This window comes from Pseudoxanthomonas sp. SORGH_AS_0997, from assembly GCF_031453535.1.
Taxonomy (GTDB): Bacteria; Pseudomonadota; Gammaproteobacteria; order Xanthomonadales; family Xanthomonadaceae; genus Pseudoxanthomonas_A; species Pseudoxanthomonas_A winnipegensis.
In genome coordinates this window covers 3,598,134-3,614,174 of record NZ_JAVIZI010000001.1, presented here as the reverse complement: position 1 = coordinate 3,614,174, position 16,041 = coordinate 3,598,134, and the positions used below count along the sequence as shown (strand labels likewise).

At 70.3% G+C, this 16,041-nt stretch carries 13 protein-coding genes and 1 pseudogene; 5 read left to right on the top strand and 9 right to left on the bottom strand.

What is annotated here, in order from left to right:
• The first annotated feature begins 108 nt into the window (after positions 1–108).
• The gene (locus QE438_RS15760) at positions 109–1,935 is read left to right on the top strand and encodes a family 43 glycosylhydrolase (RefSeq protein ID WP_306994312.1); all 1,827 of its coding nucleotides are present in this window, start codon (positions 109–111) and stop codon (positions 1,933–1,935) included.
• 473 nt (positions 1,936–2,408) lie between these two features.
• On the opposite strand, the gene QE438_RS15755 is transcribed toward QE438_RS15760, so the two are convergent.
• Together QE438_RS15755 and QE438_RS15750 are read right to left on the bottom strand one after the other, a co-directional pair.
• On the bottom strand, positions 2,409–2,726 hold the full coding sequence (locus QE438_RS15755) for a hypothetical protein (protein WP_306994314.1): 318 nt from the start codon (positions 2,724–2,726) through the stop codon (positions 2,409–2,411).
• A gap of 234 nt (positions 2,727–2,960) precedes the next feature.
• A complete protein-coding gene (locus QE438_RS15750) occupies positions 2,961–5,129 on the bottom strand; it encodes a diguanylate cyclase (protein ID WP_306994316.1) in 2,169 nt (722 codons plus the stop codon).
• A gap of 332 nt (positions 5,130–5,461) precedes the next feature.
• Here QE438_RS15750 and QE438_RS15745 point away from each other — a divergent pair, with 332 nt between their 5' ends.
• Positions 5,462–6,061: a nitroreductase family protein gene (locus tag QE438_RS15745; RefSeq protein ID WP_306994318.1), complete on the top strand. Its 600-nt coding sequence runs from the start codon at positions 5,462–5,464 to the stop codon at positions 6,059–6,061.
• Positions 6,062–6,225: 164 nt separating this feature from the next.
• Positions 6,226–7,317 carry an HDOD domain-containing protein gene (locus QE438_RS15740; RefSeq protein ID WP_306994319.1) on the top strand — a complete coding sequence of 364 codons (1,092 nt, stop codon included), beginning with the start codon at positions 6,226–6,228 and terminating at the stop codon, positions 7,315–7,317.
• 10 nt (positions 7,318–7,327) lie between these two features.
• On the opposite strand, the gene QE438_RS15735 is transcribed toward QE438_RS15740, so the two are convergent.
• A complete protein-coding gene (locus QE438_RS15735; RefSeq protein ID WP_306994321.1) occupies positions 7,328–8,815 on the bottom strand; it encodes a porin in 1,488 nt (495 codons plus the stop codon).
• 43 nt (positions 8,816–8,858) lie between these two features.
• Positions 8,859–9,812 carry an alpha/beta hydrolase gene (locus QE438_RS15730; RefSeq protein ID WP_307184087.1) on the bottom strand — a complete coding sequence of 318 codons (954 nt, stop codon included), beginning with the start codon at positions 9,810–9,812 and terminating at the stop codon, positions 8,859–8,861.
• A gap of 628 nt (positions 9,813–10,440) precedes the next feature.
• Between QE438_RS15730 and QE438_RS15725 the strand changes: the two genes are divergently transcribed.
• Positions 10,441–11,148 (top strand): outer membrane beta-barrel protein, encoded by a 708-nt coding sequence (locus QE438_RS15725; protein WP_130523985.1) that lies wholly within the window; start codon positions 10,441–10,443, stop codon positions 11,146–11,148.
• Positions 11,149–11,431: 283 nt separating this feature from the next.
• Here the strand turns inward: QE438_RS15725 and QE438_RS15720 are convergent, their stop codons facing one another.
• Positions 11,432–12,265, bottom strand: a complete 834-nt coding sequence (locus tag QE438_RS15720) for an oxidoreductase (RefSeq protein ID WP_307184088.1) — start codon at positions 12,263–12,265, stop codon at positions 11,432–11,434.
• Positions 12,266–12,356: 91 nt separating this feature from the next.
• Here QE438_RS15720 and QE438_RS15715 point away from each other — a divergent pair, with 91 nt between their 5' ends.
• Entirely contained in the window at positions 12,357–13,319 is a 963-nt protein-coding gene (locus QE438_RS15715) for an AraC family transcriptional regulator (protein WP_306994328.1), read from the top strand.
• 105 nt (positions 13,320–13,424) lie between these two features.
• On the opposite strand, the gene QE438_RS15710 is transcribed toward QE438_RS15715, so the two are convergent.
• The 4 genes and pseudogenes from QE438_RS15710 to QE438_RS15695 form a co-directional block, all read right to left on the bottom strand.
• Positions 13,425–13,706, bottom strand: coding sequence for a hypothetical protein (locus tag QE438_RS15710; protein WP_306994330.1), 282 nt, complete (start codon positions 13,704–13,706; stop codon positions 13,425–13,427).
• Positions 13,707–13,777: 71 nt separating this feature from the next.
• Complete coding sequence (locus QE438_RS15705) at positions 13,778–14,161, bottom strand: hypothetical protein (RefSeq protein ID WP_306994332.1); 384 nt, start codon at positions 14,159–14,161, stop codon at positions 13,778–13,780.
• A 64-nt stretch (positions 14,162–14,225) separates the two neighbouring features.
• Positions 14,226–14,720, bottom strand: a complete 495-nt coding sequence (locus tag QE438_RS15700; RefSeq protein ID WP_307184089.1) for a hypothetical protein — start codon at positions 14,718–14,720, stop codon at positions 14,226–14,228.
• Positions 14,721–14,895: 175 nt separating this feature from the next.
• Positions 14,896–15,880, bottom strand: a pseudogene (locus QE438_RS15695) (AI-2E family transporter).
• Positions 15,881–16,041: the final 161 nt, after the last annotated feature.

Here is a 16,041-nt window from a genome sequence, read left to right as displayed (position 1 = left end):
GGCGTGACGGCAATCCCACTCCCCCGCCGCCCGGGCGTGCTGCGCCGCGCCAGCCGTCGCCGCGATCCTGCGGCACCATGCGCTTCCCCAACGCGCGCCGGGAGCGCCATGTTCCGTCCCCTGTTCCTGCTGGCGTGCACGACGCTGTGCGCCAGCGCAGCGCTCGCCCAGCAGCCCCCGGCGCGCACCTGGGCCAATCCGGTCGACCTGGACTATCGCTACAACTTCGAGCAGCTCAACGAAGGCATCAGCTACCGCACCGGCGCGGACCCGGCGATCGTGCGCCATGGCGACGCCTGGTACCTGTTCCTGACCATCGCCGACGGCTACTGGCGCTCCACCGATCTGCTGCACTGGACCTTCGTCCGGCCCAGCCGCTGGCCGTTCGAGGCCCTGGTCGCGCCTGCGGCCGTGTCCGACGGGCAGCGCCTGGTGCTGATGCAGTCGGCCTTCGCCCCGCGCGCGGTGCTGCAGAGCACCGATCCGGCCAGCGGCCAGCTGGACTTCCTCACCCGCCTGCTGCCCGAACTGCCCGATGCGGTGAAGGAGAACTGGGACAGCCACGTGCCGCCGGGCATGATCCCGTCCGGCCCCTGGGACCCGGATCTGTTCATCGACGACGACGGCCAGTGGTATCTGTACTGGGGCAGCTCGGACGTTTATCCGCTCTACGGCATCGCGCTGGACCGCACCGCGCGCGGCCTGGCCTATCGCGGCCATCCCCAGGCCCTGCTGGCACTCGACCCGGCGCACCACGGCTGGGAGCGCTTCGGCCAGGACCATCGCGGCGCGGTGTTCCCCGACGGCCGGCCGGTAGGCAACTACCTGGAAGGCGCGTGGATGACCAAGCACGCCGGGCGCTACTACCTGCAGTACGCCGCGCCAGGCACCGAACACAACAGCTACGCGACCGGCACCTATGTGGGCGATGCGCCGCTGGGGCCGTTCACCTATGCGGCGTACAACCCGGTCGCCTACAAGCCGGGCGGCTTCGTCCAGGGCGCCGGACACGGCTCGACCTTCCAGGACGCGCACGGCAACTGGTTCAACAGCGGCACGCCGTGGATCGGGGCGAACTGGACCTTCGAGCGGCGCATCGCCCTGTTCCCGGCCGGCTTCTACCCCGATGGCCAGATGCGCGTGTCCACGCGCTTCGGCGACTTCCCGCACTGGATGCCGGACGGCCCGGTCGATGATCCCGAGGCGCTGTTCACCGGCTGGATGCTGCTGTCCTACCGCAAGCGGGCCACGGCCTCGTCCGACGACGGCACCCATCGCGCGGCCAGTGTCACCGACGAGGATCCGCGCACGTTCTGGGTGGCCGCCTCGGCCGACGCGGGCCAGACGCTGAGCGTGGACCTGGGCGGCGAGCGCACGGTGCGCGCGGTGCAGGTCGACTTCGCCGACTTCCGGTCCGGGGTGTTCGGCGACGGGCCGCAGGTGTACACCAGCTTCCGGCTGCAGCACTCGCACGATGGCCGGCACTGGGCACCGCTGGCAGAGGTCGGCGACGACCCGGCCACGCGCCGCGACCGCCCCAACGCCTATCTGCCGCTGCCCGAACCGGTGCGCACGCGCTACATCCGCTACGTGCACGGCCACGTCGGCGCGCAGCACCTGGCGATTAGCGACCTGCGCGTGTTCGGCAACGCCGACGGCCCCGTTCCGCCCGCGCCCACCGGCCTGCGCGCCACGCGCGAGACCGATCGCCGCAACGCGACCGTCCATTGGAACCCGGTTCCCAGCGCGGTTGGCTACAACGTGCGCTGGGGCCTGCGCGCCGACCGGCTGACCCTGACCTACCAGGTCTTCGCCGACCGCGGCACCACGCTGGAACTGCGCGCATTGAACACCGACCCGGGCTATGCGGTGTCGGTGGAAGCCTTCGACGAACGCGGCGTCTCGCCGCTGGCCGCGCCGGTCGTGCTGCCGTAGCCGCGGCGCGCGGGCAAAAAAAAGGCCGGGGGGAACCGGCCAGAAGGAGAACGCCACCGGCCCTGCGTGCGACTTGCTCAGGGTCGCGCCCATGGTCCTTGCGAGCGGCGTTCCTTGCCGTTGCGAGGGCTGCTGCCGGGGCGGATCGAGCATCGCCCGTCTCGCCTGACGCAGGCCGTCGGGCGATATCCCGCTACGGCGTAGGAAAAGTCCGAATGCGCGCAGGACTGCACACCCGGTCACGAGCTTCGCCCCGGATCACAGGACCTGGCCGCTCGGTGGGAGCAACTGTCTCCTCAAATCCCGCAGTGGCCTGTCTGTAGAGCGGAGCTTGCTCCGCTGGGGCCTTCCCTACGAACCGAACGAAACGCAGCGGAGCTTGCTCCGCTGGGGCCTTCCCCACTATCCGAACGAAACGCAGCGGAGCAAGCTCCGCTCTACAGGGGGGGAGCGGAGAGCTGCGATGGCCCGCCTCAGGCCGCCGACGACCAGCGGCCGCCGCGCATGCAGCTCCAGCGCGGGCGGCCGCAGCCGACCAGGATGGTATCGGTGGCGATCTCGAAGGCCTCGGTCTGGGCGACGCTGAAGTTGCGCGTCAGGTCTTCGTAGACCTCGTCGAACGCGCTCCACCAGTCCTGCCCTTCGGGCGCCTGCTCGGTGTGCGTGGCCACGTACTCGGCCACCAGATCGATGGCCTGGCGCACTTCCTGGTCGCTCACGCCCCGGCGGAAGATGCGCTCCTCGATGTCGCGGGCCGCGGCCGACAGAGGCTGTTGTCTTACTGCGTTCATGCGATGCGCTGCCTGGCGGCGGGTCAAAACCGGGCGGCATGGTGGGCACAGCGATGTTTACGAGGGGTGTAGGCCAGATGCCATCCGCATTGCAGGGCGTGCAACCCTTGCCACCACGGCGTTTGCCACTGAACAAGCGGTTGGGAATGTGATCGCCGGGCTGCACCGGACGCCTTCGCTGGCGCAGTCAAGCCGCACTGCGGCAAGCACTTGCGCGATGACCCTACATGAGGGTCAGGCCTGCGCGGCGTGCGCGCGCTTGACCTGGTACATGGCGACGTCGGCCTCGCGCATCAGCGCCGCGATGTCGTAATGCGGCCCGTACTGCACCGACACGCCGATGCTCGGCGTGACCTGCAGCGCGTGCGCGTTGGCCAGCAGCGGCGTGCGCATGGCGTACTCCAGCTTGCGCACCACGGCCTCCGGGTCCGAGGCATCGTGCACGTGGTGCAGCAGCACCACGAATTCATCGCCGGCCAGGCGGGCGACGAAGTCCTCCGGGCGCAGCGTCTGGCGCAGGCGCTCGCCGAAGCCGCACAGCACCGCATCGCCGGTCTCGTGGCCGTAGGTGTCGTTGATCGGCTTGAAGCCGTCCAGATCGATGAACAGCACCGCCAGCGGCTCGCCGGTGGTGCGCGCACGGGCCAGGGCGATGTCCAGCTCGACCATCCAGGCCAAGCGGTTGGGCAGGCCGGTGAGCGGGTCGGTCAGCGCGCGCTCCTGCAGCATGCGCGAGAGCCGGGTCTGGGCGGTGACATCGTGCACGGTCAGCAGGAAGCCGGCGCGGCGCGCATCGCCGGGCGCCCGCGGGGTCGCGTCCGGCACGTAGATGGCGTGCATGTGGCGCAGCTCGCCGTGGCGGTCGACCACGTCAAGGTCGAACTCGGCCGTCTGCCCGGCCAGTGCGACATCGGCGTGCGGCAGGAGGCTGGCGAAGTGCTCGGGGGCGAGCACCTCGGCCATGTGCCGGCCGATGACATCCCCCGGCGGCCGCCCCAGCCAGTGCGCGTAATGGCTGTTGACGAACTCGTAGCGCAGATCCTGGCCCACCCGCGCCACCAGCGCCGGCACGTTGTCGGTGATGGTGCGCAGGCGCTGCTCGCTTTCGCGCAGCGCGGATTCGGCCTGACGCTGCTGGGTGAAGTCCTGGATCTGCGAGACCAGGTGCAGCGGCGCGCCGTGCGCGTCGCGGATCAGCGACACCGACAGGTGGGCGTGGAGCAGGTGGCCGTCCCGGTGGAAGTAACGCTTGTCCAGCTGGTAGCTGGTGCGCTCGCCACGCAGCAGTTCGTCCAGCAGGTCCAGATCGACATCCAGGTCCTGCGGATGGGTCAGCCGCTGGAAGTCCAGCCGCATCAGCTCGGCGCGCGTGTAGCCGAAGATCGCGCACACCGCGTCGTTGACGTCCAGCCACTGGCCTTCCAGCGACACCAGCGCCATGCCCTGCGCGGCGGCGGAGAATGCCTCGCGGAAGCGCTGGCCTTCCACCAGCGCCGCCTCCTGCGAGGCGCGCAGCCGGGTGATGTCGTGCATCACCACCACCGCGCCCAGCAGCGAACCGTCCGGCGCGCGCAGCGGGTCGCCGTTGCACAGCACCGAGCGCGAGGGCTGGCCGGCGGCCAGGATCACGATCTCGGCCTCCTGCACGTGTTCGCCCGATAGCGCGCGCACCAGCGGGATCTGGTCGGTGCTCAACGGCGTCCTGCCGTCGGCCTGGAATAGGTCGAAATGCCGGGCCCACTGCGCCTGCGGCACCTTGGCCGGGTCCAGGCCGTGCCAGGCGCGCGCCTGGCGATTGAACTGGCCCAGCTGGCCCTGCGCGTCGCAGGTGACCACCGCATCGGGCATGGACTCGAGCAGGCGTTCGAGGGTCTGCTCGCGCGCCTCGGCGTGGTGCAGCACGCTGCGTGTCTCCAGCGCGCCGGTGGTGCGCGTGGCCAGCCGCAGCAGGCCCTCGCGCTGGGCCTCGGTGAGCTGGCGCGGGACCGTGTCGATGACGCATAGCGCGCCGTAGACATGGCCGCCGCTGCCCACCAGCGGCGCGCCGGCGTAGAAGCGCATGTGCGGCTCGCCCAGCACCAGCGGGTTGTCCACGAAGCGCGCATCGGCGCTCAGGTCGGACACTTCCAGCAGCCCGCCGTGCTCCAGCGCGTGCGCGCACAGCGCCATGTGCCGGGGCGTCTGCGGCAGGCCCAGGCCGACGCGCGCCTTGAACCACTGCCGCTCTTCGTCGACCAGGCTGACCAGCGCGATCGGCGTCTGGCACAGGCAGGCGGCGAGCCAGGTCAGATCATCGAACATCGGCTCGGCCGGGGTGTCCAGCACCTGCAGCGCGCGCAAGGCGGCCAGTCGATCGGGTTCGTGCGGGGGCGTCGGCTTGGCAGGATCGGCGGGTGCGGACATGCGAACGTCTCGTGGAAGACCGTCCGGCACGGCGCCGGCCTCGAGGAATTATCGGGCCAGCGCGCCCGGTTCGGAACACAGCCCGCTGCAGCCTGCCTGCACCGGCGGCATGCCGTGGTGAGCGCGGGCGGACCTGCCTGAACGTCCGTACAGGCAGGCCGGGCGCGGCCCCGCATCGCGCCGACGGCCGACCCCGCGCTGGCAGGGCCTTGGCGTCCGAGGCGATGTGCTGTTGCAGCATCGGCAACGGACTTTGTCGCACAGCGGGCTGTCTGCGCGGCGCGGGGCTGTTTAGGCTGGCCGCTGGATTCTCACCTTAAGGCCCTGCCGCCATGACCAACGCCTTCCTCGACGCGCACAAGACGCGTCGCACCCAGTACGCCCTCGGCAAGTCGCTGCCCGTCTCGCGCGAAGAGATCACCGCGCTGATCCAGGACGCGGTCAAGCACGCGCCGTCCTCGTTCAACTCGCAGAGCTCGCGCGTGGTCATCCTCTACGGCGCGCAGAGCGACAAGTTCTGGGACCTGGTGCGCCAGGAGCTGAAGAAGATCGTGCCGGCCGATGCGTTCGATGCGACCGAGAAGAAGCTGGCCAGCTTCGCGGCCGGCGCCGGCACCATCCTGTTCTACGAGGACCAGGACGTGGTCAAGGGCCTGCAGGAGAAGTTCGCCCTGTACGCCGACAACTTCCCGGTGTGGTCCGAGCAGTCCAGCGGCATGGCCCAGCTGGCGGTGTGGACCGCGCTGGCCACCGTCGGCGTGGGCGCCAGCCTGCAGCACTACAATCCGCTGCCCGACGCCGCCGCGGCGGCCGAGTGGAACCTGCCGGCCAGCTGGAAGCTGCGCGCGCAGATGCCGTTCGGCTCGCACGAGGCCGAGATCGGCGGCAAGGACTTCATCGACGACGCCCAGCGCTTCCGCGTCTTCGGCTGAGCCCGCACGCCCGGCCGACCCCCGGTCGAAGCGATCCAACACCGCGCCCCCGCAGGCCCCCTGCGGGGGCGCGTTCGTTTGCGCCGACGCTGCTTGAGCCCTTGCCGGCACCGGCAAGGCAACGGATAGTGACGCAGCTCTAACTTCTGCGTCAGGCGAACGCCATGACACTTGCGCCGTTGCTGCTGGGTCTCGTGCTGCTGCTCGTCGTTGGCGTGTGGTGGGCGGCACGGCGTCGCCGACCCGGCAAGACCCTCGCCGTGGTCGCAGCCACGCCCGCGGCAGCGCAGGCGCCTCCGCCTTCGACCCTGGCCGAGGTCCCGCGCCTGCATCCGCTGATGCGCAGGCTGTACGCGGCGACCATGCACCGGCCGGACCTGGCCGACGCGACCCAGCCCATCGAGGGCCTCCAGGCGCAGGTGCTGCACCAGGCCGACTCGATCCTGGACTGCCTGGACCTGCAGCCGCAGTACATGCCGCGCCGCCCCAACCTGCTGCCGCAGCTGATGCGTGCGGTTAACGATCCGGCCGCCGACGGCCGCGCCATCGCCGCGATCATCGCCCAGGACCCGGCCCTGGCGACCAGCCTGCTGCGCATCGCCAACAGCGCGCTGTACCGCGCCGCCGGCGCGCCGCCGGTGGACACGCTGGAACGCGGCGTGGCGCTGATCGGCACCGACGGCATCCGCCGCATCGCCGCGACCGCCCTGATGCAGCCGGTGCTGAGCCTGGAGGGCGGCATGTTCGCCCAGCTCCCCGCCGCGATCTGGGGCTACGCCCTGCACGCGGCCACCGCCGCGGCCGACCACGCCGCGCGCCACGGGCGCGGCGAGGACGCGCTGTCCGCGCAGCTGCTGGGCCTGCTGCAGGGCCTGGGCGCGGTGGTGGTGCTGCGCGTGCTGCAGGAGACCTACGCCCGCCACGACGGCGCCGCGCCGGAGCTCGCGGTGGCCGCCGCCCTGCTGGACCGCCATACCATCGCCACCGCCCGCACCGTCACCGCCGGCTGGGACCTGCCGCTGCCGATGGCCGAGGCGCTGATGGAGCAGCGCCCGCAGCGCGATGGCCAGGCCCCGGCCACGCCGCTGGGCATCGCCCTGCGCTACGGCCGCCTGGCCGCCGCGCTGGCCGCGCTGGCGCGCCTGGACCAGCTGACCGACGCCGACGCCCTGGCCCAGCTGGCCGCGCTCGAACCCGACGCCCGGGCCAACGCACGCCTGTGGACGCGCCTGCGCGCCGAAACCCCGACCGACTGAAGGCCTCGGCTCAGAACGAGACCTGCGCGCGCACGCCGACCGTATTGCCCGAGTCCGGGCCCTGGTAGCTGCCGACCTTGTTGTCGGTGCGCCAGTGCACGACGTTGAGCATCAGCCGCGCGAAGCTGGTCAGATACCAGTTGACGCCGAAGGTGAAGGCCTCGCCCTCGCCGCCGCGCGCGGCGTCGGTGAAGTCGTAGTCGTCGTAGCGCGCCAGCACCTCGAACGCGCCCCAGCCGCCCTCGGTCACCGGACGCAGCACCTTGGTGGTGGTCCACACGCCCGAACGCGAGGAGAAGCCCGGCTTCTCGCCGGTCAGCAGCCAGCCGGCGTAATAGCTGCTGGCCTTCTGCTCGCGCGAGGCCTCGGTGGAGGAATTGATGGTGCGCACCGTGGTCTCGGCGAAGGCCCAGCCGCTGCGCCAGGTGCCGCCCAGCTCCGCGCCCCAGGCGCGGTCGTCGGTCACCCCGCCGATCGAACTGGCGGAGATGGCGACCTGGCCGTTCCAGCCCAGCGCCACGCGCGAGGTCTTGTTGATGCTGGTGATGTCCTTGCCCAGGTCCTCGTACCAGTACCAGCCGCCCACATGCAGGAAGCCGGCGCTGGTCTTGATCGGATTCCAGTGCGCGCGCGCGGTGTAGGCGATGGTGTCGCTGGCGCTGCTGTCGCCGCCGATGTCGTCGCCGGTCACCGCCAGGCTGGCGTGCCAGTTGCTGCCGTAGAGCTTGGTCGTCACGCCCAGGCCGAAGAAGCCGCTCTGCATGCCGCCCACCGAGCCGACCGCGTTGCGCTCCATGAAGGGCGTGGTGGTGCCGCCGGTGGCGCCGTCGATGCTGCGGTCCTTGAGCTTGCTGCCCACGTAGACCTCGGCCGGCAGCCCGCCCAGCTTGGTGTCCCAGGACAGGTAGACGTCCTTCATGCTCACTTCGTTGCCGGCGAAGTCGGCCTCGATCTTGTAGCCCAGCGGGCCGGCCTCGCCCTCGGCGCCGAGGCGGCCGCTGGCCATATCGGTGCCGGTGACGTTGCGCGCGTCGAAGCGCGAGCCGTGCGTGCTGGTGAAGTCCATCAGCACGCGTCCACGCGGATGGAAGGTGAAACGGCCATCGGCGCTCTTGAACTCCGGACCACCGTCGCTCCAGCTGACGTTGCCGTCGCTCTTGGCGCCGCCACCGGCGACCGCCATCTGCGCGACCTGGGCCTTGAGGATCGCCAGCTCGTCGTCGCTGCGCGTGTCGGCCACCGCCGCGGCGACCTGGGCCTGGGTGGGATCGGCCGACGTGCCGGCCACCGCCGCGCCCGGCTTGCCGCCTTCCAGCGCCGACAGGCGTGCGTTCATCGCGCTGAGCTGTTGCTGCTGCTGCGCGATCTGCTGCGCCTGCAGCTCGATCATCTTGCGCAGCTGCGCCTCGGTGGCGCTGTCGGCCAGCGCCGGGGCGCTGAGCGCGGACAAGGCGCTGGCGATCGCCGCGGCCAGCGCGGCGTGTCGGACGTGCTTCATGGTGAGGATTCCCCGTAGAGGTGCGGCCCGCGGGCCGCGGGTGTCATTCGCCGTCGGCGGCGCCGGACGCAGCAGGATCGGCGCCGGACGTGCCGGCCGCCTGCATGAAGCCATGCATGCGCGCCCAGGTGGCGAACAGGCGCGGCCACTGCGCCGGTTCGGTGCCCGGCTTGCCCAGCCCCCAGCTGTGGCCGCCGCGTTCGAAGATGTGCAGTTCCACCGGCACCTTGGCCTTCAGCGCGGTCTGGTACATCAGCAGGCTGTGGCCGACATCGACGATGGGGTCGTCCACCGCCTGGGCCAGGAACACCGGCGGCATGTCGGCGCGCACGTGGTCCTCGACCGAATACGCGGTGCGGTAGTCGGCCTGGGTGGACAGCTCGCGCGCGCTGCGGGTCTTGTCCAGCGGCGGCTTCATCGACACCACCGGATACAGCATCCCTAAGAAAGCCGGACGCGCGGACAGCGCATCGGCCGCATCCACGCGCGGATAGAAATCGTAGTCCCAGCGCGTGGCGATGATGCCGCTCAGGTTGGCGCCGGCCGAGGAGCCGATGATGCCGATCCTGTCCGCATCGAAGCCCCACTGCGCCGCATGCTGGCGCATCAGCCGCATCGCCCGCTGCGCATCCTGGAAGGGCGCCTCGGCCTTCCAGCCGTCGGCCGGCAGCCGGTAGTACAGCACCGCGCTGGTCACGCCGATCGAGGCCAGCCACTGCGCCATCGGCCGCGCCGCAGTGCCGACCTGGATGCGGAAGTAACCGCCACCGCCGACGATCAGCGCCGCGGTGCCATTGGGATGCGCGGCGCGATAGATCTCGATGCGCGGGTTGGAGATCTGGCTCACCGAACCGGTGGCGCTGCCCTGCTTGCCGATCTTCTCCGGGCCCTTGACTACTTGCGGCAGGCTGCCTTCGGGCCAGAGCGCCAGGGTCTGTGTCGCCGTCTCGCCGGTCTGCGCCCATGCCGGCATCGTCGCCAGCAGCAGACAGGCCATGCACCCGCGCATCGCATGCATCAATCGTCGCATCGTCCACCCCTCCCAAGGCTGTCGTGCCCTGCGCGCCTGACATCGAAGACAGACGCGAAGAGCCGGTGCGGAGTTATAGACCAGCGCGACGACGCGGCAGATAGCCCATTGGAGCTAATGCCTTGGTGCTAGCGGTGTCCCGGGCGACCGGTCCTGCCCGCACGACGCTCTGTCGGCAGCTGTGGGGTCGAGGTCGTCGCTGCGCCAGGAGCGGGCGTCATGGAGGCCTTGCGATATCGCGAGATCGTGCGCGGACAGGACAGCCTCAACGTCCTGGATATCGGGAGCCGTCATGTCGCGCTTCCTGCCTCGCCCATGAGTGCTGAGCACCGGCGACGGTATCCCGTGGCCGCAATCGCTGGTGACAGCTCGTACGTACAGTGCGCTTCTTCGCACGCTTCTCACCCGCATAACTCCCGCTTGAACCCGCGCGTTAAATCCGTCTGAGGCAAACGTGAAGGTTTGGATGCGCTTCAGATGCGAAGCCTCCTACTGGTTTGTGTCGCACACGGCGCACCTGCGCCAGCGACGGTTCTGAAACCGGCGATCCCTGTGGACATCACCACGTTCGCCCCCCAGTCGAAAGGTCATTTGTATGAAGAAGATTTTCCTCCCTGCGGCCATCAGCGCAGCCCTCATCGCCCCGTCCGCGTTTGCGCAAAGCGGCGGCGATACCTATCGCCCGGACCTGCAGGTCGGCCAGGGCAACTGGTTCGTCTCGGGCAGCGTCGGCCGCACCGATGGAGGCACCGCGGGTCGCTTCGGCAGCGGCGACTTCAACGTGTTCGAAGGCCGCCATGGCCGCCGCACCGGCTATGACGGCAGCGTGGGCTACCGCTGGAAGGTCGGCCCGCAGTGGGGCCTCGGCGTGGAAGGCGGTTACGCCGACCTCGGCAACCTCAAGGTCTCCAACGCGTTCAACAGCGATGAGGTCAACCAGCGCGACAGCGAGAACGCCCTGCGCGGCTGGCACGTGGGCGGCAACGCACGCTTCAACGTGACCCCGCAGTGGTACATCGGCGCGCGCGGCGGCTACTTCCGCGCCTCGGACAACAACATCGACTACTACAACTCCGTCGGCCAGAACCTGGGCCTGAAGAGCGGCGGCGACAGCGGTCGCAACAGCTACTACGCCGGCATCGGTACCGGCTGGAACGCCACGCAGAACTTCAGCGTCGGCCTTCACTACGATTACTTCCGGGCCAAGGCCGGCGAGGTGCGCGACCCGGCCACCGGCATCCGCTTCGATGGTCCCAAGCGCTCGACCGCCCTGCTGGGCCTGACGGCGGAGTATGCGTTCTAGGTCCTTTCCGCAGCGCATTGAACCACCCCCATCGCGGGCGTCGAAGCCGCCTGCGATGGGGCTTACTGACTAATACCTCTTCGATGAGTGTCTGCTGGGCTTGGGCGTGACCAAGGCAGCACGGCGCGACCTCGCACGCGCGCAGCAGCGTGGTGGGAGCGCCAAGGACGATCGCATCGGGTCGCCGACATCGGGATTGCTCCGCAGCTCTTGGCCACGGCGCCAACGACCTTGGTTTTGGCTCCGGCGACGAGCTTGGGTTAGCGCTTGGGGCGCACCGCTTTCAGCCGTCGGTCGAGACCGTCAGTGCTTCCCACTGCGCCAGCTCGGCCTCCAGCGCCTTCAGCTTCTCGCGCACCAGCCGCAGGGCGTCGCTGCCCAGCAGCAGATGCGCGGGCGGCGCCGGTGCATCGATGACCGCCAGCATGGCGCGCGCGGCCTTGCGCGGGTCGCCCAGCTGCTTGCCGCTGACCTCCTGCCGCCGCTGGCGGATGGGATCGAACAGCGCGTCGTAGTCGCCGATGCTGCGCGGCGTGCGCACCATCGAACGTCCGGCCCAGTCGGTGCGGAACGAGCCCGGCGCCACCGAGATCACGCGGATGCCCAGGTCGGCCACCTCCTTGCCCAGCACCTCGCCGATGCCCTCCAGCGCGAACTTGCTGCCGCAGTAGTAGGCGATGCCCGGCAGGGTGATGAAGCCGCCCATCGAGGTGATGTTGAGGATGTGGCCGGCGCGGCGCGCGCGCATGTGCGGAAGGACCGCCTGGATCATCGCCACGGCGCCGAACACGTTGACCTCGAACTGCCGGCGCAGCTCCTCCAGCGGCGACTCTTCCAGCACGCCTTCGTGGCCATAGCCGGCATTGTTGACCAGCACATCGATCGCGCCGAGCTCGGCCTCGATGCCCTCGACGACCGGCGCGATCGCCACGGTGTCGGTGACGTCCAGCACGCGGGCGACGGCGCGGCCAGGCGCCAGGGCTTCGAACGCGTCGGCCGCCTGCGCGCTGCGCACCGTGCCGACCACGCGATGGCCGGCGGCCAGCGCCGCCTGGGCGAGCGCGCGGCCGAAGCCGCTGCTGACACCGGTGATGAGCAGCTGTTTGGACTTGGACATGGGCGGGCTCCGGTCGTGTGAGGGGAGTGCACAATAGAAATCCGCACTCCTCCTTCGAAGGCCGATCCGCCTCCGATCCTTGCCTATTCCTATGAAAGATCCTCCATCACCGTCGGATGCGACCGGCGCCGGGCTGCTGCCGCTGGCGCCGCTGGTGCAGGCGCTGGCACCGCGCGAGGGCTATACGCTGACCGCGCTGGAGAGCGTGCGCCTGCTGCGCTCGGACCGGCCGCTGGCGCGCACGCCGGTGCTGTACGACCCCGGCATCGTCATCGTCTGCCAGGGCCGCAAGCGCGGCTACTTCGGCCGGCGCACCTATGTCTACGACGCGCACCAGTACTTGGCCGTCTCGGTGCCGGTGCCCTTCACCATGGAGACCGACGCCACCGCGCAAGCGCCGCTGCTGGCGCTGTACCTGCACCTGGACTTCCCGCTCGCCGCCGAGCTGATGCTGGAGATCGACCGCCACGGCGGCCCGCCCCGCACCGCCGCGCCGCAGAGCCTGCTGTCCAGCCCGATCGATCCGCCGCTGCACCAGGCCGTGCAGCGCTTGCTGCTGGCCCTGGCCACGCCGATGGAGGCGGTCATCCTCGGCCCGCAGCAGCTGCGCGAGCTGTATTACCGGCTCCTCACCGGGCCGCAGGGCCCCACGCTGCGCGCGGCGCTGGCGATGCAGGGCCGCTTCGGCCGGATCGGCAAGGCGCTGCGGCATCTGCATGCGGCCTACGCACAGCCGGTGACCGTGGCGCAGCTGGCCGAGGAAGCCGGCATGAGCGCGCCGTCCTTCCACAGCCACTTCAAGGCCGTCACCTGCACCTCGCCCATGCAATACCTCAAGTCCACGCGCCTGCACCAGGCGCGCCTGCTGATGGTGCGCGAAGGCATGACCGCCGCCGCGGCCTGCCACGCGGTCGGCTACGAGAGCCCCTCGCAGTTCAACCGCGAGTTCAAGCGCCTGTTCGGCCTGACCCCCGCGCGCGAGGTGCGCCGCATGCGCGACAGCTTCGCCGTGCCGCCCAAACAGGCGGTGGCGGAGTATGTTTCGTCGCACTGACTGACTGCGCGTGATCGCCGACTGGATGGCCGCCGAAAAGGCCAAAATCGCGACACCAGGATGCGCTTCAGTCCCTGGGGATATAGCTCTTGCGGCCAGAGGGCGTCAGGCAATAGCGTCCGCCGCGCGGGCCGGTACAGAACGTTGCGGTGCTGCAAGGGCAACTTCCTGAGGCAGCGGGGAAGGCGGCGCCAACTGCAGCGCATCCGTGGCGTCCCCACCACCACTACAGATGCGCTTGGAGGCACTGATCGAGCCGTCGTTGCAGACAAAGCGTCCGTTGGCGCAGTGACTGACGCCGCCCTTGGATGCGGAACACGGCGTATTGGCGACGACGGCCGAGGCGAGCCCCCAGGTGCAGAGCACCAGCAGTATTTTCTTGAGCATCCTGCCTCCCCCCTTAGGCCGCAGGACGATGCTGCAGCGGATGCCACCTTAGAGCAAAGCACTGAGCGCGGTTAATCGGTGACCCCTGACTCTTGCACCGCTCTGCGCATCTGTTCCTCCGTCAACGGCGGCGGGCGGGCGATGGCGGGGTGCTCGTAGGGGCGCATGCCGGTGACTTGCTTGATGCCTTTCCAGGTATGCCGCAGGCCCTGATTGATGCCGTAGATCACATAGCCGCCGTAGCGCGGATCGAGCGCCATCTGCTCGGGGCTGATGCCTGGGTTGTAGACCTTGTCGAACGTGTTGGGCTCGACGGTGACGGGATTCTTGAAGGTGTAGAGATCCAGCACCTCCTCGTCCGGGCGCAGAGACTGGACGCGATCGAGGGTGGTGACGGCGGTGGGCGGCGTTGCGGGCGGCGCGGGCGATGCCTGTTGGGCGAGGGCCGGTTCCATGCCGATGCCTGACGCCAGCCAGGCGTAGGCGAATAGCCGCGCACGCCGCGGCGCCCTCATGCGCTCACCTGCTCACATCGTTGGCCGACGCGCCGTCCGCACAGCCCTGGCCGTCCTCGCCGCAGGTGCGGGCGGCGCGGTCCATCTGCTCCAGGCTCAGCGGTGGCGGGCGCGCGGTCGGGGGGTGGACCTGACCTTTGACGCCGGGGATCGCCTGCAGGCCCTTGGCGGCGGCGCCGACCAGCTTGGAGAGGCCATAGGCCACATAGCCGCCGCTCTCGGAAATGTCCTTGACCGACGGCGGTGGCTGATAGGCCTTGGAGAAGGGATTCGGATCGACCTGGATCGGATTGCGGAAGCGATAGAGATCCAGTACCTCACCTTCTTCCGGCGGCAGCGCCTTGACCTCGCCCAGGGTGGGCACGTCGCTGCCGGCGCTCAGGCCGGGCGGCGGCGCGGCCGTGTCCTGCGTGTCCTGCGTGGCCTGCGTGGCCTGGGCGCCGGCGGAGCGGTCGTCGGGCACCTGCTGCGCAGTGGCCAACGGCGCGCAGGCCAGCATGGCCAGCCAGAGGCTGCGGACGATGGCGATCCTGCTCAGAGTGCTGCTCCTTGTCGGCCGTCAGTGCGAAAGGCGCCGTTGCACGGCGCGCCAGACTCTACCGCCATCGCCCGGGGCCGCGGGTTGGTTTTCCGTTGCGCGGCCGGCGAGCACGCCCGCCGCGCGCAGGGGCGGTTCAGGCCTGAGGCTCGACTTCGGTATCGCCCAGCGCGTGGCGCACATAGAGCTGCTTGACCAGCACGTACAGCACCACCGTCATCGGCGCGGCCAGGACCACGCCCATCGGCCCGAACAGGGCACCGATGCCGAACAGCGAGAACAGCAGCAGCGCCGGCGGCAGGTCCACCGCGCGCGCCTGGATCAGTGGCTGCAGCACATGGCCTTCGAGCTGCTGCAGCACCACGAACAGCGCCAGCGTGCCCAGCGCCACCTCCGGCGAGACGGTGAAGCCGAGCAGGATGGCCGGGATCGCCGCCAGCACCGCGGCCGACGATGGGAATGAAGTCCAGCAGCGCGGTCAGCAGGCCGATGCCCAGCGCCACCGGCACGCCCAGCGCCCACAGGCCCAGGCCGGTCAGCGTGCCGATCACCGCCATGGCCAGCAGCTGGCCGCCCAGCCAGGCGCGCAGGGCCTTGCCGCTGCTGCTCAGGGCCTCGTCGGCGACCGGGCGCTGGTCCAGCGGCAGCAGGCGCAGCACGCCGCGGCGGTAGAGGTCAGGCTGCGCGGCCAGATAGAGCCCGCCGACCACCATCAGCACCGCGTCGGTCACCCCGCGCCCGGCCGACATGACGAAGGCACCGGCGTGCGCGGCCAGGGTCGAGGCGCCCTGGCGCAGCTGCTCGGGCAGGCGCTCCAGCTGCGGGCCCAGCGGGCTGGCCTGCAGCCAGGCGTGGAACTTGTTCCAGGCCGCCGGCAGGGTCTCGCGGAAGGTGTCGATCTGCCCGGCCACCTCGGTGCCGAACAGGGTAAAGATCCCGGCCAGCACCACCACCAGCACGGTGACCACCAGGCCCAGCGCGGCCCAGTCGGGCACCCGGATCCAGCGCCGCACCAGCAGGGTCAGCCCGTGCAGCAGCACGGCCACCACCACCGCGCCGAACATGATCAGCAGCAGCTCGGACAGCTGCCAGGCCAGCAGCGCCAGCGCGCCGATCGCCAGCACGACCAGCACGCGCGCCGCGAAGGGCCGCAGCGGGGAAGAAGGCACAGGGGTGGCGGTCATCCAGGACATCCAGGTAGGCAAGTGCGCAGACAGTAGCCGCAACCCGGGTCGAAACGAAGCGAAGGCGCCCGCGCCGGTCTCGCCGGCTGAGACGCCGC

Coding starts and splice junctions, on each gene's coding strand:
- QE438_RS15740 (WP_306994319.1), top strand. CDS start 6,226: ATGACACTTGCGCCGTTGCTGCTGGGTCTCGTGCTGCTGCTCGTCGTT.
- QE438_RS15710 (WP_306994330.1), bottom strand. CDS start 13,706: ATGCTCAAGAAAATACTGCTGGTGCTCTGCACCTGGGGGCTCGCCTCG.
- QE438_RS15700 (WP_307184089.1), bottom strand. CDS start 14,720: ATGCTGGCCTGCGCGCCGTTGGCCACTGCGCAGCAGGTGCCCGACGAC.
- QE438_RS15725 (WP_130523985.1), top strand. CDS start 10,441: ATGAAGAAGATTTTCCTCCCTGCGGCCATCAGCGCAGCCCTCATCGCC.
- QE438_RS15705 (WP_306994332.1), bottom strand. CDS start 14,161: ATGGAACCGGCCCTCGCCCAACAGGCATCGCCCGCGCCGCCCGCAACG.
- QE438_RS15760 (WP_306994312.1), top strand. CDS start 109: ATGTTCCGTCCCCTGTTCCTGCTGGCGTGCACGACGCTGTGCGCCAGC.
- QE438_RS15755 (WP_306994314.1), bottom strand. CDS start 2,726: ATGAACGCAGTAAGACAACAGCCTCTGTCGGCCGCGGCCCGCGACATC.
- QE438_RS15750 (WP_306994316.1), bottom strand. CDS start 5,129: ATGTCCGCACCCGCCGATCCTGCCAAGCCGACGCCCCCGCACGAACCC.
- QE438_RS15720 (WP_307184088.1), bottom strand. CDS start 12,265: ATGTCCAAGTCCAAACAGCTGCTCATCACCGGTGTCAGCAGCGGCTTC.
- QE438_RS15715 (WP_306994328.1), top strand. CDS start 12,357: ATGAAAGATCCTCCATCACCGTCGGATGCGACCGGCGCCGGGCTGCTG.
- QE438_RS15745 (WP_306994318.1), top strand. CDS start 5,462: ATGACCAACGCCTTCCTCGACGCGCACAAGACGCGTCGCACCCAGTAC.
- QE438_RS15730 (WP_307184087.1), bottom strand. CDS start 9,812: ATGGCCTGTCTGCTGCTGGCGACGATGCCGGCATGGGCGCAGACCGGC.
- QE438_RS15735 (WP_306994321.1), bottom strand. CDS start 8,815: ATGAAGCACGTCCGACACGCCGCGCTGGCCGCGGCGATCGCCAGCGCC.